Origin of the sequence: Scleromatobacter humisilvae (genome assembly GCF_023231945.1) — a bacterium.
In the GTDB taxonomy this organism is placed as follows: Bacteria; Pseudomonadota; Gammaproteobacteria; order Burkholderiales; family Burkholderiaceae_C; genus Scleromatobacter; species Scleromatobacter humisilvae.
Window position 1 is genome coordinate 58,931 of the sequence record NZ_JAJLJH010000007.1, and the last position, 22,041, is coordinate 80,971.

Annotated in this window: 18 protein-coding genes; 3 read left to right on the plus strand and 15 right to left on the minus strand. The window is 71.0% G+C overall.

The window, feature by feature from the left end; all coding sequences use genetic code 11:
• Positions 1 to 71: 71 nt before the first annotated feature.
• Positions 72 to 533: a thioredoxin family protein gene (locus tag LPC04_RS20370; protein ID WP_275684118.1), complete on the plus strand. Its 462-nt coding sequence runs from the start codon at positions 72 to 74 to the stop codon at positions 531 to 533.
• A gap of 3 nt (positions 534 to 536) precedes the next feature.
• Here the strand turns inward: LPC04_RS20370 and LPC04_RS20375 are convergent, their stop codons facing one another.
• Positions 537 to 2,948 (minus strand): heavy metal translocating P-type ATPase, encoded by a 2,412-nt coding sequence (locus tag LPC04_RS20375; protein ID WP_275684294.1) that lies wholly within the window; start codon positions 2,946 to 2,948, stop codon positions 537 to 539.
• Between the two features lie 209 nt (positions 2,949 to 3,157).
• Here LPC04_RS20375 and LPC04_RS20380 point away from each other — a divergent pair, with 209 nt between their 5' ends.
• Positions 3,158 to 3,379: a heavy-metal-associated domain-containing protein gene (locus LPC04_RS20380; RefSeq protein ID WP_275684119.1), complete on the plus strand. Its 222-nt coding sequence runs from the start codon at positions 3,158 to 3,160 to the stop codon at positions 3,377 to 3,379.
• Between the two features lie 12 nt (positions 3,380 to 3,391).
• The gene (locus LPC04_RS20385; protein ID WP_275684120.1) at positions 3,392 to 3,775 is read left to right on the plus strand and encodes a tautomerase family protein; all 384 of its coding nucleotides are present in this window, start codon (positions 3,392 to 3,394) and stop codon (positions 3,773 to 3,775) included.
• Positions 3,776 to 3,932: 157 nt separating this feature from the next.
• On the opposite strand, the gene LPC04_RS20390 is transcribed toward LPC04_RS20385, so the two are convergent.
• The 14 genes from LPC04_RS20390 to LPC04_RS20455 all read right to left on the minus strand — a co-directional run bounded on the left by LPC04_RS20390 (position 3,933) and on the right by LPC04_RS20455 (position 22,009).
• Positions 3,933 to 4,127 (minus strand): CsbD family protein, encoded by a 195-nt coding sequence (locus LPC04_RS20390; protein ID WP_275684121.1) that lies wholly within the window; start codon positions 4,125 to 4,127, stop codon positions 3,933 to 3,935.
• Between the two features lie 176 nt (positions 4,128 to 4,303).
• Positions 4,304 to 5,578, minus strand: a complete 1,275-nt coding sequence (tcuC, locus tag LPC04_RS20395; protein ID WP_275684122.1) for an MFS transporter — start codon at positions 5,576 to 5,578, stop codon at positions 4,304 to 4,306.
• Positions 5,579 to 5,591: 13 nt separating this feature from the next.
• The gene (locus LPC04_RS20400) at positions 5,592 to 6,020 is read right to left on the minus strand and encodes a hypothetical protein (protein WP_275684123.1); all 429 of its coding nucleotides are present in this window, start codon (positions 6,018 to 6,020) and stop codon (positions 5,592 to 5,594) included.
• Positions 6,021 to 6,173: 153 nt separating this feature from the next.
• A complete protein-coding gene (locus LPC04_RS20405; protein ID WP_275684124.1) occupies positions 6,174 to 6,602 on the minus strand; it encodes a transthyretin-like family protein in 429 nt (142 codons plus the stop codon).
• A gap of 3 nt (positions 6,603 to 6,605) precedes the next feature.
• Positions 6,606 to 7,451 carry an alpha/beta fold hydrolase gene (locus LPC04_RS20410; protein ID WP_275684125.1) on the minus strand — a complete coding sequence of 282 codons (846 nt, stop codon included), beginning with the start codon at positions 7,449 to 7,451 and terminating at the stop codon, positions 6,606 to 6,608.
• Between the two features lie 55 nt (positions 7,452 to 7,506).
• Complete coding sequence (locus tag LPC04_RS20415) at positions 7,507 to 8,772, minus strand: amidohydrolase (protein WP_275684126.1); 1,266 nt, start codon at positions 8,770 to 8,772, stop codon at positions 7,507 to 7,509.
• A 36-nt stretch (positions 8,773 to 8,808) separates the two neighbouring features.
• Complete coding sequence (locus LPC04_RS20420) at positions 8,809 to 12,117, minus strand: amidohydrolase family protein (protein WP_275684127.1); 3,309 nt, start codon at positions 12,115 to 12,117, stop codon at positions 8,809 to 8,811.
• A gap of 99 nt (positions 12,118 to 12,216) precedes the next feature.
• Entirely contained in the window at positions 12,217 to 12,804 is a 588-nt protein-coding gene (locus LPC04_RS20425) for a hypothetical protein (protein WP_275684128.1), read from the minus strand.
• Positions 12,805 to 12,812: 8 nt separating this feature from the next.
• On the minus strand, positions 12,813 to 13,931 hold the full coding sequence (locus tag LPC04_RS20430) for a succinylglutamate desuccinylase/aspartoacylase family protein (protein WP_275684129.1): 1,119 nt from the start codon (positions 13,929 to 13,931) through the stop codon (positions 12,813 to 12,815).
• 36 nt (positions 13,932 to 13,967) lie between these two features.
• Complete coding sequence (locus LPC04_RS20435; protein ID WP_275684130.1) at positions 13,968 to 15,134, minus strand: metallophosphoesterase; 1,167 nt, start codon at positions 15,132 to 15,134, stop codon at positions 13,968 to 13,970.
• 97 nt (positions 15,135 to 15,231) lie between these two features.
• Complete coding sequence (locus tag LPC04_RS20440; RefSeq protein WP_275684131.1) at positions 15,232 to 19,059, minus strand: ABC transporter permease/M1 family aminopeptidase; 3,828 nt, start codon at positions 19,057 to 19,059, stop codon at positions 15,232 to 15,234.
• Positions 19,060 to 19,081: 22 nt separating this feature from the next.
• Positions 19,082 to 20,002, minus strand: a complete 921-nt coding sequence (locus LPC04_RS20445) for an ABC transporter ATP-binding protein (protein WP_275684132.1) — start codon at positions 20,000 to 20,002, stop codon at positions 19,082 to 19,084.
• A gap of 121 nt (positions 20,003 to 20,123) precedes the next feature.
• A complete protein-coding gene (locus LPC04_RS20450) occupies positions 20,124 to 21,329 on the minus strand; it encodes an ankyrin repeat domain-containing protein (protein ID WP_275684133.1) in 1,206 nt (401 codons plus the stop codon).
• Entirely contained in the window at positions 21,326 to 22,009 is a 684-nt protein-coding gene (locus tag LPC04_RS20455) for a sigma-70 family RNA polymerase sigma factor (protein ID WP_275684134.1), read from the minus strand. Before LPC04_RS20455 ends, LPC04_RS20450 begins: the two co-directional genes overlap by 4 nt.
• Positions 22,010 to 22,041 lie beyond the last annotated feature (32 nt).

The window sequence follows — 22,041 nt, forward strand, 5'->3', positions numbered from 1 at the left end:
GGACGACATGCCACCGGGGGCGAAAGGTCGACGCCAGGACGCGTCCGCACCGACGCTGGCATCATGGCGGCATGAAGAAAATCCTGCTGTCCCTCGCCCTCTCGCTGTCCGCCGGCCTGGCCGTCGCGGCCGATCGTCCGTACGACGAGCAAGCCGACGCCAAGGCCCAGATCGCGACCGCGCTGCACGACGCCGCGGCCGCCAAGGAGCCGGTGCTGCTGATCTTCGGCGCGAACTGGTGCCCCGACTGCCGCGCCCTCGACCACTCGCTCAAGACCGGCCGCAACGCCGAGCTGATGGGCAAGTTCAAGGTCGTGAAGGTGGACGTCGGCCACTTCGACCACAACGTCGACGTGAGCACGGCCTACGGCAACGCGACGAAGAAGGGCATCCCGTCGGCGGTGATCGTGTCGCCCGACAACAAGATCCTGTTCATGACCAAGGCCGGCGAACTCGCCGACGCGCGCAGCATGAGCGACGACGGGATCTACGAGTTCTTCACCAAGGCCGAGGCCGCGTCGCGGCAGCAGTGAGACCTACCCGGCCTTCCAGCGCCGCAGCGTCAACGCATTCGCAACGACGCTGACGCTGCTGAACGCCATTGCCGCGCCCGCGACCATCGGGCTCAGCAGCCCCGCGGCGGCCAGGCCGATGCCCGCGACGTTGTACGCGAAGGCCCAGAACAGGTTCTGGCGGATCTTGGCGACGCAGCGGCGCGAGATGTCGAGCGCGTCGGCCACCAAGCGCGGGTCGCTGCGCATCAGCGTGATGCCGGCGGCCTCCATCGCGACGTCGGTGCCCGACGCCATCGCGATGCCCACGTCGGCCGCGGCGAGGGCGGGCGCATCGTTGAGGCCGTCGCCGACCATCGCGACGCGCACGGCCCGCTTCCTCGCACGCGGGCCATCGGCCGACGACAGCGAACGCAGCGACGCCAGCAGCGAGGCCTTCTCGCCCGGCAGCACCTCGGCGTGCACCTCGGCGATGCCCAGCAGGTGCGCGACGCCTTCGGCACTGGCGCGGCCGTCGCCGCTGATCATCACCGTGCGCACGCCTTCGGCGCGCAGGCGCTGCACGGCGTCGATCGCGCCGTCGCGCAGGCGATCGCCGAACGCGACCAGGCCCAGCAGCTCGGGCGTGGCGTGGGTGACGTCGGCCAGCCACGACACCGTCCGACCCAGCGCCTGCAGCTCGGCGGCGCGCGCGGCCAGCGGCTCGAGGTCGACGCCCAGCTCCACCATCCAGCGGGCGCTGCCCAGGCGCAGCTCGCGCTCCTGCGCGGCGAGGTCGGTCTCGTGCTCGGCGTCGAGCGCAAAGCCCGTGCCGGGCGACAGCCCCGCGCTTTGGCGCGCGCTCATGATCGCGCTGGCAGCGATCGCCTCGGCCAGGCGCGCCTCGGCGGTCGAGCGCGGATCGGCGGTCGAGCGCGGATCGGCGGGCACGCGCACGAGCGCCGACACGCCCTTGCCCGGCACCGCGCGATGCGCGCTCGCCGCGGGCACGCGCGCGTTGGTGCCGTGCGCCATGTCGAGCACGGCCCGCGCGAGCGGGTGGTTGCTGCCGCCCTGCACCGCCGCGGTCAGCGCCAGCAGGCGCGCGGCATCGCCGTCCGCGGCCACGCAGGCGACCAGCATCGGCCGGCCTTCGGTGAGGGTGCCGGTCTTGTCGAACGCGACCACCGAGACGTCGTGCGCGATCTCCAGCGCCTCGGCGTCCTTGATCAGGATGCCGTGGCGCGCGGCGACGCCGGTGCCGGCCATCAACGCGGTCGGCGTGGCCAGGCCGAGCGCGCAGGGGCAGGCGATGACGAGCACGGCGACGGCGTCGAGCAGCGCGCGCTGCCAGTCGCCGCTGCCCAGGCCCCAGCCGAGCAGCGTCAACAACGCGACGCCGCACACGACCGGCACGAACACCGCGCTGACCCGATCGACCAGCCGCTGGATCGGCGCCTTCTTCTCCTGGGCGGATTCGACGAGCCGCACGATGCGCGCGAGCGTCGACTCCGCGCCAACGGCCGTGACCCGCACCAGCAGCAGCCCTTCGCCGTTGATCGCGCCACCGGTGACGCGCTCGCCCGGCCCGCGCGCGACGGGCAGGCTCTCGCCGGTGACCAGCGACTCGTCGACGTGGCTGTCGCCCTCCACGACCAGGCCATCGGCGGCGAAGCGCTCGCCGGGGCGCACCACCAGCAGGTCGCCGGCGCGCAGCTGGGCGACCGCGATGTCGCTGTCGACGCCGTCGCGGCGCACGCGCGCGGTGGGCGGCTGCAACGCCTGCAGCGCGCGCAGCGCCTGGGTCGTCTGGCGCTTGGCGCGCGACTCGAGCTGCTTGCCCAGCAGCACCAGCGTGATGACGACCGCGCCGGCTTCGAAATAGAGGTGGCCGGTGGCCATGCCGGGCATGCGGGCCGCCGCCCACCATTCGTAGAGGCTCAGGCCGTAGGCGGCCGAGGTGCCGAGTGCGACCAGCACGTCCATGTTGGCGCCGCCGCCGCGCAGCGCGCGCCACGCGCCGGCGTAGAAGCGCGCGCCGAACCAGAACTGCACCGGCGTCGCGAGCAGGAACTGCAGCCACGCCGGCCAGGCCCAGTCCAGCCCGACGAGCGCGCCGGCCATCGGCAACAGCAAGGGCACGGACAACGCGGCGGCGACGATCACCGGCCGCCACGCCTGCGCCTCGGAGGGCGGCGGCGGCGCGGGCTGCTCGGGCGCGCGCGCCGCGTAGCCTGCCTTGCGCACGGCCGCCTCGAGGCCGTCGAACGCCAGCGGCGCCTCGGCACGCACGCTGGCGATCTCGGTGGCCATGTTGACGCTGGCCTCGGCGACGCCCGGCACCGCGCGCAACGCCCGCTCCACGCGGCCGGCGCAGGCCGCGCAACTCATCCCGTCGACCGGAAAGGACCAGTCGCTGCGGGCGGCAAGGGCGGGCGAGGCGGGCAGGCGGGACATCAGCAAGGATTGAATCCGAAGAAGCAGGCAGTGTCGACGGTCTGCCTGTAACGATCTGCGCGGATTGAAAAAGCCCCACGCAAATGGGCATATGCGGGCGGATCCAGGTTCTGCAAACCCGCACGCGACCTGGGGCCGCGGGCGCTCGCTTCGCCGCACCGGCGCCAGCCGCGCGACACTGTGGCTTCACCCGTTTCCAGGAGAACACCATGACCGAATTCCTCGTCGAAGGCATGAGCTGCGGACACTGCGTCAACATGGTCACCGAGGCGATCCATACGCTCGATCCGGCTGCCACCGTCGACGTGAATCTGGGCACCAAGCTCGTGCGCGTGGTCTCCGACGTCGACCGCTTCCTGCTGTCGCAAGCCCTGATCGACGCCGGCTACGACCCCGTGCCGGTCGGCCTGCAACTGCCCGACCACATCTGACGGAGTGCCCACATGCCCCTGGTGACGCTCACCGTCCGGCGCGGCAAGGATGCCGCCTTCAAGTCGGCCGTGCTCAACGCCGTGCACAACGCGCTGGTCGCTTCCGGCGTGCCGCAGGCCGACCGCTTCCACCGCGTGCTCGAACTCTCGCCCGACGACTTCCGCTTCGACGCCAGCTATCCCGATCTCGCCAACCCGCGCACCGAAGACTTCGTGCTGATCGAGGTGCTGCTGTCGACCGGCCGCAGCGTGAAGGTCAAGCGCAAGATCGTCGCCGACCTAATCGACGCGCTGCGCCAGTCGCCCGGGCTCGACCCGGACAACGTGATGCTGGTCTTCAAGGAGACCTTGTGGGAGAACTGGTCGTTCGCGGGCGGCCGCTTCATCCACGTGTAACCGCACGAACGACAGCGCCCGGACATGCACTGGATGTCCGGGCGCTGGCGTCCGTCTTCAGAGTTGATGCGACCGACGAATCGATCGCGAGAACCGGGCTGGCGAAGTCGCGCCGCACTGGGGCGCGGGCTCCGATGGAGCGTGCCGACCGCCTGGGTCAGCGATCGATCGCCTTCTTGATCGCGTTGCCGACGTTGTTCTTCACGTCGCCGACCGTCGACTGCACCTTGCCCGCGGCCTGGTCGGCCTGGCCTTCGGCGGTCAGGCGCTCGTTGCCGACGAGCTTGCCCGCAGCCTCCTTGACGTTGCCCTTGACGGTTTCGGCGCGGCCGTTGACTTGGTCCTTGTTCATGGTCGTTCTCCGTTGAGTGATGGGGGCTGAACGCCGTCGGATGTTGTTCGAGTTCTGCGTCCGATGGCGTTCGGCATGGAGAAACTATCCCACCGCCGCGGGCCGCGCCGTGTCGGAGCGCGGTCGCAAGTCGTGTAGGACAAGCGACGTCCCGCATGACGGCGCCGTCTGGCCTTTCAGCGTTCCTTCGCGATGCCCCGGTAGAGCAGGAAGGTCGCGACAAGGCCGCAGGCCGCGGCCCCGCTCATCCACCAGCCCGGCGCCGCGTGGTCGCCCGTCGCCTTGATGAGCCACGTCGACACCAGCGGCGTGAAGCCGCCGAAGATGGCCGTCGCGAGCGCGTACGCGAGCGAGAAGCCGACCGTGCGCACGTGCGGCGGCATCACCTCGGTGAGCGCGACCACCGCCGCGCCGTTGTAGCTCGCGTAGAGCACCGACAGCCACAGCTCGGTCACCAGCATGTGGCTGAACGACGGCGCCGCCACCAGCCAGGCCAGCACCGGGTAGGCGGTCAGCAGCGTCAGCACCGTGAACGTCACCAGCAGCGGCCAGCGGCCGACGCGGTCGGACAGCGCGCCCATCACCGGCAGCAGGATGAAGTTTGACAGGCCGACGCAGAACGTGACGATGAGCGCATCGGTGGCGTCGAGCTTGAGCACCGACTTGCCGAAGGTCGGCGTGTAGACGGTGATCAGGTAGAACGACACCGTCGTCATCACCACCATCATCATCCCGGCGCCGATCAGCGGCCAGTTGCGCGCGATCGCGTGCAGGCTCTCGCGGAAGGTCGGCCGCACCTTGCGTGCGAGGAATTCCTCGGTCTCGAGCAGCGAGCGCCGGATGTAGAACACGAACGGCAGGATCATGCAGCCGACGAAGAACGGGATGCGCCAGCCCCAGTCGTCCACCACCGAGGGCGCGAGCCACGCGTTGACCGCATAGCCCAGCGCCGCGGCCATCATGATCGCGGCCTGCTGGCTGGCGGACTGCCAGCTGACATAGAAGCCCTTGTGGCCCGGCGTCGACATCTCGGCCAGGTAGACCGACACGCCGCCCAGCTCGACGCCCGCCGAGAAGCCCTGGATCAGCCGGCCGATGACGACGAGCACCGGCGCCAGCAGCCCGATCGTCGCGTAGCTCGGCACGCAGGCGATCAGCACCGTGCCGCAGGCCATCAGCCCGAGCGTGAGGATCAGCCCGCGCCGGCGGCCGATGCGGTCGATGTAGGCGCCCAGCACGATCGCGCCCAGCGGCCGCATCAGGAAGCCGGCGCCGAACGTGAGGAAGGTCAGCAGCAGCGACACGTAGCCGCTCTTGACCGGGAAGAACGCCTTCGAGATGTCGCTGGCGTAGATGCCGTACAGGAAGAAGTCGAACATCTCCAGGAAGTTGCCGCTGGTCACGCGCAGCACCGTGGCGATCTTCGAGGGTGCGGTGCTGGCGTGGCTCATCGGGATTCCTGGTTCAGAGGAACAGCACGTTGCTGCCCGGCTCGGGATCGGCGGCCTTGTCGGCGAAGCCGTTGAAGAAGAACACGATGTCGTCGCCCTCGTCGCCCGTCAGCCGGCCGACGACCTTGCTCCAGGTCATCAGCGCGACGTGGGCCGCCGGCTCGCCGACCACGAGGATGGGCTGCTCGCCCTCCTCGTGCCAGAAGTACTCGCCGCCGAACGCGCGCCGCCCGACCTCCAGCACGTAGCAACCGAGCTGCTGCACGAGTCCGGTGACGACGGCCTCGTCGAGATCGGCGACATAGGCCGACACCTCCACCAGCATCTCGTCGACGGCCGCGAGGCTGGCGACGGAGAAGTCCAGCCGGCCTCCGGCGCGCGACTGCAGCGAGGCGACGGCGCGCCCGGCGGCGGAGGTGACTTCGTCGAGGATGGCGTTCATGGCGCCCTGCCGGTTCATGCGAGCACCGGCCCGGCCGCGTCCGCGGTGCAGCCGCGCATGAGGGTCGCGTTGCGCACACGCAGGGAAATGAATTTCATGGGGTCTCGGGCAAGTGATGCGGGCATTCTGCAACGTCGACGCGGTGCGGGTGGTTCAAGGGGTTTGAGACGACTGGCAGACCAGTTGCTCGTTCAGCTCGCAATTCAGGTCCACATGCGGCGGCGCGGGCCGCCAATAGCCTCGGTACCAGACCCGTTCCCCTCCGCCCGCCTGCACGCCGAGAATCTCGTAGGTCGCCGAATCCATGATCAGGAAAAGGCTGACGCGGCCATGGCGCTCGAAATGGAAGCGCCCCTGGGCGTCCGTCGTCGTCGACGCGACCTGGTCGCAGCGGCGCGGCGAGAACGCGCGGCCGTATTCCGGCAGTCCCTGGCACGCCGTGATCATCACGCCCGCGCGAGGAGTGCCTGCCGTGGCGAGGACACCATCGACCTCCGGCTGCGTGAGTTCGTAATGCGGGAAAGGCACGCAGCCCGCAAGACCTGCGGCCAGCATCAGCAGCAGAAAAGTTGCGGCGCGCATCCATCACTCCAGGATGAAGCGCCGCAGCTCGGCGAACGCCGCATCGGCATCGTCGCGCCACGCGCCGTGGCCCACGTTCGGGAACGCGCGGTACTGCATCCACTGCGGCGGCAGCGCGGCGGCGATGTCGCGCGCGTCGGCCACCGGGCACACGGGGTCGGCCTCGCCCACCATCACCAGCACCGGGCAGCGCGCGTTGGCGAGGCCGGGCAGCAGGTTCATCGTGCGCTGCTCGCCGGAGGCCGACGCGAACAGGATGTCGAAGTTGTGGATCGTGCGCGCGGCGCCGTGCGGATCCTGCGGCGTCGTGTTGTAGAGATGGCGGCAGTGCACGCCGTAGTCGTCCCAGGTCTCGGCATTCGGATCGCTCCAGAAGCGCTTGCTGGACTCGCCCGCCGCCGGGCCGCCGAGCTGCGCGAACATCGCGTCCTTGCGCTCGCGCATCATGTGCGGCGAGGTGCTGGACAGGATCACCTTGGACGGATGATCGGGATGCCGCGCGAGGTAGCGCTGCGCCACGAAGCCGCCGAAGGACTGGCCGAGCACGATGGGCTTGACGATGCCCAGCGCGTCGCACAGGCGCACGACGTCGTCGGCGAAGGTGTCCAGCGTCCACTCCTCGGGTGGCCGGCGGTCGCTGCGGCCGTGGCCGCGGTGGTCGTAGTAGATGACCTGCGCGAGGTCGGCGAGGCGGCCGAAGAACGGGCGGAACGCGGAGTGGTCGAAGCCGGGGCCGCCGTGCAGCAGCAGCAGCGTCGGCTTCTCGCGCAGCGCCGGGCCGTCGGGCACGAACTGGGTGCCCTCGACGTCGAAGTAGAGGCGGACACCCGGTTCGATCTCGACGCGCATGCTGCGATTCCTTTGGCGAATCTGCAAGCATAGCCCGCCGAGGCCGCGCTACCGTTCAGGCATTCGCCTCGAGCCAGTCGCACGCGATGTGCGCCAGCGAGCGCACGCCCAGCACGAGGGCCCGCTCGTCGGCGAAGAAGCGCGGCGAGTGGTTCGAGTACGCGTCCTTCGGGTCGACCTCCGGCGGCGTGACGCCGACGAAGTAGAACAGGCCCGGGATGAGGCGCTGGAAGAACGAGAAGTCCTCCGCGCCCGTCACCTTCGGGATGAGCTCCAGCCGGCCCGCGCCGGCGACGCGCGCGAGCGTCGGCGCCATCGCCTCGGTCAGCGCCGGGTCGTTGATGGTCACCGGGTAGTTCTTGTTGATGCACACCGTGCAGCCCGCGCGCGAGCCACGCGACACCGCCTCGGCCAGCGTCGTGACGCGCTCGTGGATCTCGTCGCGCATCTCCTCGTCGAACGCGCGGATCGTGCCGCGCATCTCGACGCTGTCCGGGATGATGTTCTCGCGCACGCCGCCGCGGATCATGCCGATGGTGACGACCGCGGGCTCGCGCGCGATGTCGGTGCCGCGGCTGATCACCGTCTGCAGGCCCAGCACCACCTGAGCGGCCGTCACGATCGGGTCGACGCCCAGCCAGGGCGCGGCGCCGTGCGTCTGCTTGCCGTGCACGCTGATCTTCAACTTGTCCGAGCTCGCCATCGTCGGGCCGGGCCGGTAGCCGATCGTGCCGAGCGCCAGGCGCGAGGTCACGTGCAGCCCGAAGATCGCGCGCGGCACCGGGTTCTCGAGCGCGCCCTCGGCGATCATCAGCTCGGCGCCGCCCTGCTCGCCTTCGGGCGGCATCTCCTCGGCCGGCTGGAAGATGAACTTGACACTGCCGCGCAGCGTCGAGCGCAGTCCCGCCAGCACCGTGGCGACGCCCAGCAGGATCGCGACGTGGCAGTCGTGGCCGCAGGCGTGCATCACGCCGACTTCGTCGCCGTTCCACGTCGCGCGCACCTTCGACGCGAACGGGACGTCGACCTCCTCGGTCACCGGCAAGGCGTCCATGTCGGCGCGCAGCGCGACGACCGGCCCGGGCAGCGCGCCCTTCAGCAGCCCGACGACGCCCGTGTGGGCCACGCCCGCGCGCACTGCGTCGAAGCCGAGCGACTCGAGATGCGCCGCCACGAGGCCCGCCGTGCGGAACTCGCGGTTGCCCAGCTCGGGATTCGCGTGCAGGTCGCGCCGCCAGGCGATGACCTGCGACTCGACGGCCGCGGCCGCGCGGTCGATCTCGGCGGCAAGCGAACTGGAACTGACCTGGGCATCCGGCATCTGCGTCTCCATGCGGTGGGTGCCGCGATCGTAAGGCTAGTCGTCGCCGTCCATGTCGCCGTGGCCGTGGCCGTGCGTGGTCACGGGCATCGCGCCGCCGTCGACGCCGTCGAAGAAGAACGGCGCGCGCGGACGGTTGCGCGGCGCGATCTCGTCCATCCGCGGCAGCGAGTACAGGCGGCCGTTCTGCATCACGTCGACGATGCGGTCGGACTGGCGGATGTCGGTGGTCGGGTCGCCGTCGATGACGACGAGGTCGGCCAGCTTGCCCACCTCCAGCGAGCCGATGTCCTTGTCCATGCCGAGATAGTGCGCGCCGTTGATCGTCGAATTGCGCAGCGCCTCCATCGGCGTCATGCCACCCTTGACCTGCATCCACATGTCCCAGTGCGCGCCGAGGCCCTCGCGCTGGCCGTGCGCGCCCAGGTTCTCGCGCACGCCGGCGTGCAGCAGCTCGGTGGCGGTCTTCGCGACGCGGATGACGTTGTAGTCCTCCTCGGGCGCGATCTCGCGGCGCACCGAACGCTCCTCGAGCACCGTGCGCGGCACGAAGTTCCTGAGGATCGGATGCTTCCAGACCTCGGTCATCGCGTAGTAGTAGTGCTCGCCGTCGAGGCCGCCGTAGGCCACGTTGTAGGTCGGCGTGTAGCCCACCTCGGTCTGGCCCCAGAGCTGCTTGACGTCGTCGTACGCGTTCTCGACCGGGATCGCGTGCTCGACGCCGGTGTGGCCGTCGACCACCATCGTCATGTTCAGCTCGAACAGCGAACCGCCCTCGGGCACCACCATCATGCCCGTCTCGCGCGCGGCCTCGAGCACTTCCTGGCGCTGGTCGCGGCGCGGCTGGTTGTAGCTCTTGACGCTGATCGCGCCCAGCGCCTTCTGGCGCTTGAGCGCGTTGAGCGCGTCGGCCAGGCTGTCGATGGGCTGAGTGATCGGCGCCTTCGCGCCGTACAGGATCGTGCCGGTCGAGAAGATGCGCGGGCCGGTGACGATGCCCGCGCGCTGCATCTCGGACGCGCTGAAGACCTCGGCCGAATCGTTGGACGGGTCGTGCAGCGTCGTCACGCCGAAGGCCAGCGAGCCGTAGTTGATCCAGCTGGTCTGCGGGATGATGCCGTCGACGCCCATGCCGCCGTGCCAGTGCACGTCGACGATGCCGGGGATGATGGTCTTGCCGTGCGCATCGATGTGCTTCGCCCCCGCGGGCACCAGCACGCTCGCGCTGGGGCCGACCGCCGCGATGCGGTTGCCGTCGACGACGATGGTGCCGTCGGCGATGACCTCGTCGCCCTTCATCGTGACGATGCGCGCGCCGCTGATCGCGATGATGCCCGACGGGGTATCCGACGGCTCGCTGAAGCCGACGCGCACGCCGTCGGCATCGGCCTTGGGCAGCTCCTTGGGCGCGCCGGGCACGAACGCGAACGCGTTGCGCAGCTCGCTGGTGAACAGGCGGTCGCCGAGGCCGAAGTGAATCTTGGAGCTGTCGCCCGACCAGCTCAGGTACAGGCCGGCGTCGACATCGAGCTGGCGCACCGGCAGCGCATCCATCTTCGCGCCGACGGCGATCGGCTTCGACGCCATCGGCATCGGCGTGACGTAGGCGTGGTTGCGCTCCTGGAACGCGAGCCAGTGGCCGTCCGGCGAGATGGCGTAGCCGCTGACGAACTCGCTGGTGGCGACCTCGGTCTCCTTGCGCGTGTCGAGATCGATGCGCACCAGCTTGCTGAACCAGTCGACTTCCTTGGCCACGTTGGCGCGCGTGACATAGACGGCGTCGCCGGTCGCGCCGAACTGCGGCGCCGCGCCGTCCTTGGCCAGGCGCTCGGGCTTGCCCTTGCCGTCGGCCGCGACGCGGTAGACGCCGGTCTCGATGCCGTGCCACGGCGAGGTCAGGTAGCCGCCGCGGCCCTTGACGTAGACCACGGTGCGGCCATCGGGCGAGAACTGCGGCTCGGTGTATTGGCCGGGCTCGGGCGTCAGCGTGGTCTCGGCGCCGCCGGTGGCCGCGATGCGGCGCACCGAGCCGAGGTCCTTGTCGCTCCAGGTCGTGAAGACGATCTCGCGGCCGTCGCGCGAGAAGCGCGGATAGAACTCGAAGTGCTGCGTCTGCGACGTCAGGCGATGCGGCTTGCCGTCGGGCAGGTCCTTCACGTAGAGATAGCCGAGCGCCGAGTAGACGACGCGATCGCCCTTGGGCGACACGTTCATCCAGCGCAGCTGCTTCACGTCGAACGAGGCCGGCGCGACGGCCGTGGGCACGCGCTGCGCGGTGCGGATCTCGCGCGTGTCCTTCACATGGAACGGGATCTCCACTGCGTCGCGCCTGGCCGGATCGACGCGCCACAGCTTGCCCTGCGCCCACACGACGATGGACTTGCTGTCCGGCGTCCACGCGAAGCCCGGATAGACGCCCTGCACCGACCACGACTCCTGCATGTCGCGCTCGAGATGGCCCCACACGGGCGTCTCGACGCCGGTGGCCAGGTCCTTCAGGAACAGCGTGCTCTGGTTGCGCACGCGGCGCACGAAGGCCAGTTGCCTGCCGTCGGGCGACGGCTGCGGCCGCACCGCGCCGCCCTGGCCGGTGACGAAGGGCTCGATGCTGCCGTCATGCAGGTCGATGCGCTGGATGTCGAAGATCTCCTTGTTGGAGTCCTTGTTGTATTCGAACGAGCTGCCGCGCGTGGTGTCCTGCGAGAAGTAGACGTAGCGGCCGTCGGGCGAGAATGCCGGCTCGCCGAGGTCCTTCTGCCAGTTCGGCTTCTCGTTGAGCTGCACGCCCTTGCCGGCGCCGCTCGCGTGGTACAGCCAGATCTCGCCGGCACCGAGCGAGCGCGTGCCGGTGAAGTGCTTGCGCGCCGCGATGTACTGGCCGTCGGGCGACCAGGTCGGCGTGTACAGCAGGCGGAAGTCTTCCCGGGTGACGGCCTTGGCGTCGCTGCCGTCGGCGTTCATCACCCAGACGTTGTCGCCGCCGCCCGCGTCGCTGATGTAGGCGATGCGCTTGCCGTCCGGCGACCAGCGCGCCTGCATCTCCCACGCGATCGAGTGCGTCAGTGGCGTCGCCTCGCCGCCGGCGATCGGCAGCGTGTAGAGGTCGCCCAGCAGGTCGAACACGAGGCGCTGGCCGTCGGGGCTGACGTCCACCGACATCCACGTGCCGGTGCGGGTGTCGATGCTGACCGTGGCCGGCGTGCCGGGCGGATGGTTGACGTCCCACTTGGGCTTGGGCGGCGCCGAGGCGGCGTCCGCCGGGGCGTCGGCCGCAGCCGCGTTGAGGGAAACGAGGGCGGCGGCGGCCAGCAGCGACAGGCTGCGGCGCGAAACGGGAGAGTGCATCGGATGAGCGGCGGGGTTCGGGTGCCCGCGAGCATAGCCGGGCTGCCAAACCCCAGGACGTCGGTCAATCCCTTTGAACCGTCGCTCGTCGCATCCGGTTCAGTGCTTGAACCGGCACGGACGGTTCCAGAGCTGCTCGCAGTGGTGCGTGCGGCAGAAGACGCTGTGCGTGATCGCGCCGCGTGCGCAGCCGGGCCTGCGACAGGGCACCTCGTCCCGTTCTGCGCCCAGCGAATCGTAGAAGGCTCGCTCGGAGCGCTCCGTGGCCGCGTCGGCCTCGGCCGCGCGGGCAGCAACGATCTCGGGCGGAAACGCGCCCGCGGCCCAGGACTGGTTCGCCACCCCGTCCCGTCCCTCGGCGGCGAACGCGAGCCACAGCGCCAGGCCCTGCTCCCGCGTCACGCCCGGCAAATGGAACACGTTCTCGAACTCGGGATCGCTGAGGCGCGCGAAGCCGTCCTCGTCGAGCGCCAGCGTCCAGCCCGAGGCCTCGTGCGTCATCCAGGCGTCCGGGTGCTCCGCGTCCCGCTCGTCCAGCTCCGCGATGATCTCGCGCAGGCGGTCGACCGTCGGCTCGACGTCGTCGCCGCCCCAGCGCGTCACGACGACGCAGCCAAGCACGCGCGGCGCCTCCTCCGTCCGGCCAAGCAGGCGGCCCATGAAGCGGCCGAACGCGCCGTCGCTCATGGCCGGCCTCAGGCCGTCAGCAGATTGCCCTGCCGCAACGCCTCGCGCCCAGCCACGCGCAGCACGCTGGTGCCCGCGGGCACGAAGCGGCGCGTCTCGCGGGCGTAGAACACGCCGTCGACCGGGCTCAGCAGCGGCGTGACCTGGCCCGTCATCGGCTCGACGAGATCGGCCAGCCGCTCGCCCGCCGCCACGCTCGCGCCGACGTCGCGCAGGTAGACGACCACCCCGCCGTGCGGCGCGCTCACCGGCATCGAGCCGGCCAGCGGCGTCGCCGCGCAGCGCGCCGGCGGCAGTTCGGCCGGGGCGCCGGCGATCACGCCCTGCCAGGCGAGGTAGTCGATCAGGGCCTGGGCGTCGCGCCCGGCGGACTCGTGCGAGACGTCCGCCTCGCCGCGCAGTTCGACGGTGACGGCCACGCAGGCGCTCGGGATCGGCGTGTCGCTGCCGAAGCGCGCGGCCAGGCGCGGCCAGATCGTCGAGCAGGCCTCGTCGAACGGATGGTCGCCCGACACCTCGGCCAGCAGCGCCGTCTCGCAGCCGAGGAAGCGCGCCAGCGGCTCGACCTGCGGCCACACCGACGTCTCGGTGTACAGGTGCATCACGGCCTCGCTGTCGCAGTGCAGGTCGAGGACGATGTCGGCGTCGATGCTGAGCGACAGCAGCGTGCGGCGCAGGCTCTCCAGCGCGCTGCGTTCTGGCAGCGCGGCGGCGGCCTCGCGCAGCGCATCGCGGATCAGCGCGACGTTGTGCGTGGCGTCGAACGTGAGCTGGCCGTCGACCTGCTTGACGACCGCGTCGAACAGGTCGGCGTAGTGGCGGTTGAAGTTCTCGCCGCTGGCCAGGTCGAAGCGGCCCTCGACCGCCTGCAGCAGGCGCTGCGTCAGGCCGATCGGGTTGGCCACCGGCACCAGCACGACCTCGCCGAGGATGCGGCCCTCGGCCTCCAGCGCGGCCAGCCGCGCGCGCAGGTGGTGCGCGACCAGCAGGCCGGGGATCTCGTCGGCGTGCAGCGCGGCCTGCAGCGTGGCCTTCGGGCCCTTGCCCGGCGTGCCGAAATGCAGGCTCTGCAGCTCGATCGAGACGCCGGGCGTGTTGCGCGTCAGCGCGTGGTGGACGGTCTTCATGATGCTCGCCGGTTCGTTCGTTCCGGCGAGGTTACCTCACGCCCGCACCGGCTCGGTCTGGTTGACCAGGCGCAGCAGCGTGATCTCCGACGGCGCGAAGAAGCGCTTGGGCGGCCCCCAGTAGCCGGTGCCGCGGCTGACGTAGACCAGCATGTCCTTGACGCGGTGAAGGCCGTGCGTGAACGGCTGCTGGAAGCGCACGAAGAAGTTCCAGGGCAGGAACTGGCCGCCGTGGGTGTGGCCGGAGATCTGCAGGTCGAAGCCCGCGGACACCGCCGCCGTCGCGCTGCGCGGCTGGTGCGCGAGCAGCACCTTGACGGCCGCGCGCGGCGCGCCGGTGACGGCCAATGCGACGTCGCTGCGGTGGCTGGTGTCGTAGCTGGCCGCGGAGAAGTCGGTGACGCCGGCCAGCACGATGGGCGCGTGGCGATGCAGCAGGATCACGTGCTCGTTGATCAGCACGCGCACGCCCAGCGTGGGCAGGTATTTGAGCCAGGGCTGGACGCCCGAGTAGTACTCGTGGTTGCCGGTGACGAAGAAGGTGCCGTGGCGCGAACGCAGGCCCGCCAGCGGCGCGACGTGACGCGACAGCTCGTAGACGTTGCCGTCGACCAGGTCGCCGGTGATGGCGACGACGTCGACGTCGAGCTTGTTGATCGTGGCGACCACGTACTTCATCGCCGGACGCTTGATGGTCGGGCCGATGTGCATGTCCGAGATCTGCGCGATCTTGAAGCCGTGCAGCGCGGCGGGCAGGTCCTTCAGGGGCACGTCCACCGTCTTGACCCGCGGCGGCTTGCGCGCGTTGTAGAGGCCGACCAGCGTGAGCAGCGAGGCCAGCGCCAGCACGCCCACGGCGCTCAGATCCAGCCAGTGCCCGGGCACCCGCGGCAGGCCGACGAGGCCGGCCAGCAGCAGCGCCAGCTCGACCGCGTCGCGCATCACGGTCAGCACGAACAGGGACGAGAACAGCCCCATCGTCGTCAGGCTGGCCCAGGCGAGCAGGTCGCTGCGGCGCACTTCCTGCGGCGTGCGCTTGCCCTTGCGGCGGCGCAGCCCCAGCGGCACCAGGCCGGCCGACACCGCCAGCAGCACGCCGAGAAGCCACGCCGACGGCGCGCCGGCCGACGCCACGACGCCCGGAAGCAGGCGCAGCGCCACGTAGGCGTGCACCACGACCGACAGTACCCACAACCCGTTCATCAATCCCTCGACAGCACCCGCGGCGCCGGAAAGCCAATCGTCCCACATCGGGACGACGGTTCCGTTCGCAAGCCGCATGCCCGACGGTAACGAGTCTTTACCTGGGCATGTCGACCGCGGTCAGGTTGTCGTCGGAGTTGCGGTCGATGCGCTTGTTGTAGGGATCGACGCCGGCCCACATCGGCCGCGAGTCGACCTCGACCGTGATCGGCGTGCCGGGCGCGCGCGTCGCGAGGTGGTCGCTCCAGAACGGCGAGATCCAGCGGTGCGTGCCCGCGTCCACGGCCTGGCCCGCCTCCGCGGGCAGCACGCCGTGCCGGATCGGCACCTGGATCAGCCGCAGCTCGTTGGACGCATCGAAGCCCCGGCTGCCCGGCTTGGCCGAGAACACGCCGATCTCGACGTTCTCGTCCATCGGCACCTCGCTCTCCTTGCCGACGCCGTCGACCTGGAACTTGCGCGCCTCGACGTTGAACTTCAGCTCGTACTTGCCGCTGGGCAGCTTCGTGGCCGTGGCGTCGCTGGCCTTGAGGTCTAGCAGCGTGATCTTCTCGAACAGGTCGCCGATGGTCTGCTCGCCGGCCGGGCCGGCCTCGGCGCGCAGCACGCGCAGGAAGTCGGTGGTGTTCGGGTACGGCGCGCCCTTGAACGCGACCTGCGCCAGCAGCTTGCGCATCGCGCGGTTGACGACGTCCTCGCCGAGCGCCTCCTTGGCCCAGTACATCGCCACCGAGCCCTTGCGGTAGTAGATGTAGTCCTGGTCCTCGACGCGGTCCAGCGGCAGCTCCTCGATCGGCTGGCCGCCGCGCGAGCGCAGGTAGCGATCGAGCTCGTACTTCAGGAAGCGGCGCACCTGCTCCTTGCCGTAGTGCTGCTCCATCACGAGCAGCGCGGAGTACTGCGCGAAGGTCTCCGACAGCATCGCGGCGCCTTGCTGGTTGGCCGGCAGCAGCTGGTGGCCCCACCACTGGTGGCCGATCTCGTGCGCGGTGACGTAGGTGGCGACGTCGATCCGGGTCGGATCCGTCCAGTGCTGGATGAAGCCGATGTCCTCGGAGAACGGGATCGTGTTGGCGAACGATTCGGCGAACGCCGCGTAGGCCGGGAACTCGATGATGCGCGCCTGCCGGAACTGGTACGGCGAGAACTGCTGGCTGAACAGCGCCAGCGACTCGCTCATCGCCTTGAGCATGCGGTCGACGTTGAACTCGTGGCCCGGCGCGTAGTACACGGCCAGCGCGACGTCGTGCGCGGGCTGGCCGGCCTGCGCCGGCGCGCGCCAGGTGGCCGACTTGACGGCATAGCGGCCCGACTGGATCGAGAACAGCTGGTTGATCGGCGCATCGCTCCTGAAGCGCACCGTCCGGCGCGCGTGCGGATCGGCGACGAGGCCGGTGTCGCTGATCGTCTGGCCCGGCGCGATCGGGGTCTGGTCGCCGTCGGTGGTGATCGTGATGTCGGAGTTGACCCAGTCGCTGTCGTGCGCGATCACGTTGAACTGCCGCGCCGAGTCGTCCTCCAGCTTGGGCGGGCGCAGCTCGGGCGGCAGGCCGTAGTTGCGGCGCTTGGCGCGATCCTGCAGCAGGCCCACGCGCACGAAGCCGATGGCCGGCGCGATCTCGAGGTTGCTGACGAACGTGCCGTTGGGCACCACCGACGTCAGCGGCCGGCCGTTGGTGAAGCCGCGCTGCTCCAGCGTGGTCGTGAAGCCGAGGGTGCGCGTCTCGCCGGGCTGCAGCGGCGTGGCGAGCTTGTAGATGCGGTAGTGCAGGCGCGGGTAGTCCGTCTGCACCGTGGCGCCGGGCATGTCGATCGAGTCCAGCCGCAGGTTCTGCGCCCACTGCAGGTGCAGCACGGGGACCGCCTGCGGGCTGCGGTTGACCAGCGTGTAGGTGCCGTGCGTGACGGCGCGCGCCTCGCGCGGGAACAGGTCGACGGCGAGCGTCACGTCGGCCACGCGCGGCTGCACCACGTTCTCGAACGGCAGCAGCGTCTTCTCGACGTCGGCCGCCAGCTTGTCCTGCTCGGGCTGGGTGACGTACTCGTTGAGGACGTTGGTGTTGTAGAAGATCCAGGCGCCGGAGCCGATCCAGACCGCCGCCGCGCCCGCGAGCGTGACGCCCGCGCGCCCGCGCAGGTGGTGGCGCGCCTGGCGCAGGCGCGGACGCAGCGCCACCGTCACGCCACGGCGCCACAGCGCGTGGGCGATCACCAGCAGCATCGCGGCGAACGCGGCCCAGTAGACCTGCAGCCACGCCTGGCCGATCCAGAACCGGCCCATGCCGTTCATGTCGGACAGCGGCACCGGCGGCGTGCCGGCGTACGAGTACAGGTTGTGCTCGAAGCCGAACGTGGACAGCACGCTGGCGGCCACGATGTAGACCAGCATCACCCCCCAGCCGATGTACTTGTGCGGCACCAGCACCTGGATGAAGACGGCCAGCACCGCCAGCATCACCGCGACGACCGACGCCGGCCACACGAACCACGCCAGGTAGCCGCCGATCTCGAAGCGGAAATAGCCGTGCAGCGCCTGGAACACGATGGCCGCCAGCGTGGCGATCAGCACGCTCGACACCAGCACCGCCACGATGGCCACGATCTTGGGCAGCAGGTGCGTCCAGTCGGGCGCGGCGGTGGCGTCGATGATCTCGTGCATGCGGCGGTCGCGGTCGCGCCAGACCAGCTCGCCCGCGTAGAAGATCGCCAGGATGATGGGCAGCAGCGAGAACGTGTTGAGCAGCGTCTGGGCCATCAGCCGCGTGACGGGATACGACGGGCTGCCCAGGATCTCGCCGCCGAAGAACAGGTTGATGCCGGTCAGCAGCAGGCCGATCGCGATCAGCACGTAGTAGGCCGGGCTGCGGAAGACGAAGGCCATGTCCACCCTGGCCAGCTCCAGCAGCTGCGTGCAGGCGGTGGCGCGCGTGGCCGCCGGGATCTCCGGCAACGCGGCGGCGCTCTTGCGGCTGGCGGCCGCGAGCAGCTCGCGCACGCCCGCCGGGTTGTTCTCGCCGAGCGCGGCCAGTTCGTCCTGGTGCCTCAGCGCGGCCCGCTGCGCGCGCGACAGCTTCGCCGGCCTGGCGGGCTGGGCCGCGTCGGCGACGTCGGCGGCGGGCTGCTCGAAGCGCGTCTCGAAGCCGAAGCGGCGGTAGGCGACGGCGAACACGACGGCCGCCAGCGTGGCCCACAGCAGCCGGTTCGTCAGCAGCACGCCGGCGAGCGGCGGCAGGAAAGTGTTGCGCTCGTAGGTGTTCCAGTACTTGGTCGCGTACAGCAGCGTGGTGTAGCCGAACGGATCGAGGATGGCCGCCACGTGTTCCCAGACCGGGTCGTTGCGCCCCGCGCCGCGCACCGCGAAGAACAGCCCGCACAGCGCCACCGCGCAGACGCTGCTCCACAACATCGAGCGCGTCGCCGTGGCGATCGCGAAGAAGATGGCCGCCGTGATCAGCAGCATCGGCAACTGCACGGCGAACAGCGAATAGAGATAGTCGCCGGGATGCACCGGCCCGAACTTCTCGAAGTCGACCCAGGGCGCGAGCGATCCCAGCAACGCGCCCAGCGGCATCATCGCGATCACCAGGAACGCCGCGCCGCACGCGCCGGCGAAGCGGCCGACAAGGTAGTCCGCCTTGCTGACGGAGGTCGAGCGGATGATGGGCGCGAAGCCCGTCTCGTCGTCGCGCACGACCACGTTGGCCACGATCGCCACCGTCGCGAAGACCGAGAACGCGCCCATGAACGCCAGCAGGTGCAGCACGGCGAACGGCGCGTTCTTGTGCACGTTGCCGATGCTGCCGAACTGCACGCTGTCGCTGGCCACGGCACAGAACGCCAGCAGGAACAGGATCACCGAAGCCACCCAGAAGACCGGGCTCCTGACCTGGTAGCGCCATTCGAAGGCGGCGATTTTTCCGAACATGGGCAGCGGGTCTACGAGTCGTTCAGTGCGCGGCGACGTCGCGCGACGCCTCGTTGGTGGATTGGCCGCCGGCCTTGCGGCGCGCGTGCAGCGTCGCGAAATAGACCTCCGCGAGGCCGGCGCTCACCGGCTCGAAGCGCGGGTCGGGCGCCGCGTCCGACAGCACGTGGATCACCGTGCGGCCGCCGCGCAGGCGCGTCGCGATCAGCGCGAACTGCTTGCGCAGGCCGGGCAGCTCGTCGGGCTCGACGGCGCGCGTCCAGACCTTGCCCTTCAGCCCGTCGATCAGCGCGCCCGGCGTGCCGGCGCTGACGATGCGGCCGTCCACGAGGATAGCCATGCGCGAGCACAGGTCGGCGACGTCCTCGACGATGTGCGTCGACAGGATCACGACCTTGGTCTCGCCGACCTCGGCCAGCAGGTTGTTGAAGCGGTTGCGCTCCTCGGGGTCGAGGCCGGCGGTGGGCTCGTCGACGATCATCAGCGTCGGGTTGCCGATCATGGCCTGCGCGATGCCGAAGCGCTGGCGCATGCCGCCCGAGAAGCCGGCGATGGCCTTCTTGCGCACGTCCCACAGGTTGACCTGGTTGAGCAGCGCCTCCACCGTCTCGCGGCGCGGCCCGGCGGCGACCAGTCCCTTGAGCACGGCGAGGTGGTCGAGCATCTCGTAGGCCGACACCCGCGGGTAGACGCCGAAGTCCTGCGGCAGGTAGCCCAGCTTCGCGCGCAGCCGCTGCGGCTCGGCCAGCACGTCGATGTCGGCGAAGCGGATCGCCCCCGAGGTCGGCACCTGCAGCGTCGCCAGGCAGCGCATCAGCGTCGACTTGCCGGCGCCGTTGGGCCCGAGCAGGCCGTAGAGCCCCGGCGGGATCTCCAGCGACACGCCGTCGAGCGCGCGGGTGCCGTTCGGGTAGACGTGGGTGAGCGAGGCGATCGACAGCATGACGGGGGCTCCGTGCGGAATTCGGCAGTATCCAGGCTTGCACTCTAACGGCAGGCCGTCGCCGGCCCCAGCGCCGTGCGACGAACCGGCGCTTCGCGGGGACAGGCCGTCAGGACCGGCGTCAGCGCGACGGAGCCAGCAGCGCGGCGATCTCGCCGTTGCCGCCCGCCTGCGCGGCCGCGCGCGGGGTCAGGCCGGCCGAATCGGCGTGTGCGGGATCGGCGCCGGCGGCGACCAGGATCCGGACGGCGCCGACCTGCTGCGCCAGCACCGCGTGCAGCAGCGCGGTGCGGCCGGAGGCGTCGGGCGCGTCGACGCGCGCGGCCGGTTCCGCCAGCAGCGCCTTCAACGCGTCGACGTCGCCGCGGTCGGCGGCCGCGTGCAAGGTCGACGCCGACGGCGCCATGACGCGCTTCATCGTCGAGCCGACGATCTCCGCGCGCTGCGCGCCTGCGTCCGCCGCGGCGACGCGCGCCTCGTCCACGGGCGCCGCCTTGGCGAGCGATCCCACCGGGACGCGGCGCGGCACCACCGACGGCGGCATCGGCGGCATCGTGGCCAGCGGCGGCGGCGCGGCGGCGGCGGTGATCGTCACGGTCGACGGGGCCTTCGTGGGAGGCGCCTCGGGCGCCGTCGCCACCGGCGCGGCCGGTGCCGCGTTCGGCGCGACGTCCCGCGGCGGCGAGACGGCGGCAGGGGCCGGCGTCCGGCGCGCGTCGGCACGGGCCTCGGGGGCCGGCGCCTCTCGCGACGATCGATAGGACGGGGCCGCCTGCGCGACGACCAGGTCACGATCCCTCTCGCGCGCCGCCGGCTTCGCGCTCGCGGCCTGCGCGACCCGCGTCGCGTCGACGGGGTCTTCGACGACCGGTGGCGGCATGTACGGCACCGACGCGGCGGCCAGCGCCGGCACAGGGAGCTCCCTGGGCGGCGTCGAGGTTGGCGGCGCCGCGAGTTCGAGCGCGGCGGTCGCGACCTGCACCCCACCGTCGACGTGGCGGTTGGCGTCGAAGCGCCACACGCCCAGCACCACGAGCAGCGCGGCGCAGACGGCCGCGCCGGAGCGGATGCGCCACGACGACAGGTTGACGGCCATCGCGCGCCCGCGGGCGACCGCGGCCACGGGCGGCGCGACCGGCGTCAGCGCGACCTCGTCGATGGCGGTGCGCGTCCGCGCCTGCGCCGCCACTTCGCGCGCGGCCGCCAGCACGTTGGCGCGCACCGACGCCGACGGGCCGCGGCCGTCGTTGGCGAGCGCGTGCGCCCGCGCGTAGGCCGCGTCGAGGTCGTCGTCCATGTCGGGGCGGTCCGGAATGTCGGCGCTCATGTCGGCCTCCAGCCGGCCAGCAGCGTGCGCAGCTTCGCCTTGGCATAGCGCAGCCGCGTCTTGGCCGTCTCGGCGCCGACGCCGGTGGCGCTCGCCACTTCGTCGACGCTCAGTCCGCCCTCGGCCTGCAGCACGAAGGCCTCGCGCTGCGGCTCGGGCAGCTGGGCCAGCGCGTCGAGGAAGGCCTGGGCCTGCTCGCGCGACTCGATGCGCGCCAGCGGCCCGTCGGACGCGTCGGCCGCGACGCGGTCGACCCAGCGTTCGCCGTCGTCCTCGGCCTCGGTACCGGCCAGCGGCGCGTCGATCGACAGCATCGCGTTGGACTGCGCGCGCAGGTGGTCGATGACGCGGCTGCGGGCCACGGTGAACAGCCAGGTGGTGAAGCGCGCGGTGGCGACGTAGCGCGGCGCAGCGCGCGCGACGCTGATCCAGGTCTCCTGCAGCACGTCGTCGGCCGCCCCCTCGTGCTGCGCGCCGAGGCGATGGCGGATGAAGCGCCAGGTGGCCCGCTCGTGGCGGTCGTAAAGGCGGGTGAAGGCGGCGGCGTCGCCGCCGGCGAAGGCATGCATCAGGAATTCGTCGCTGTCGGCGGCCGGCAAGACGGCATCGGCCGGCACCCGCTCGTCGCCCGCCTCGCGTGCGAACGCGAGGGTAGTGTCGGGATGGGGTTGGGCCTGCACGGGCCACGATGCTAACCCGTGTGTGTCGATGC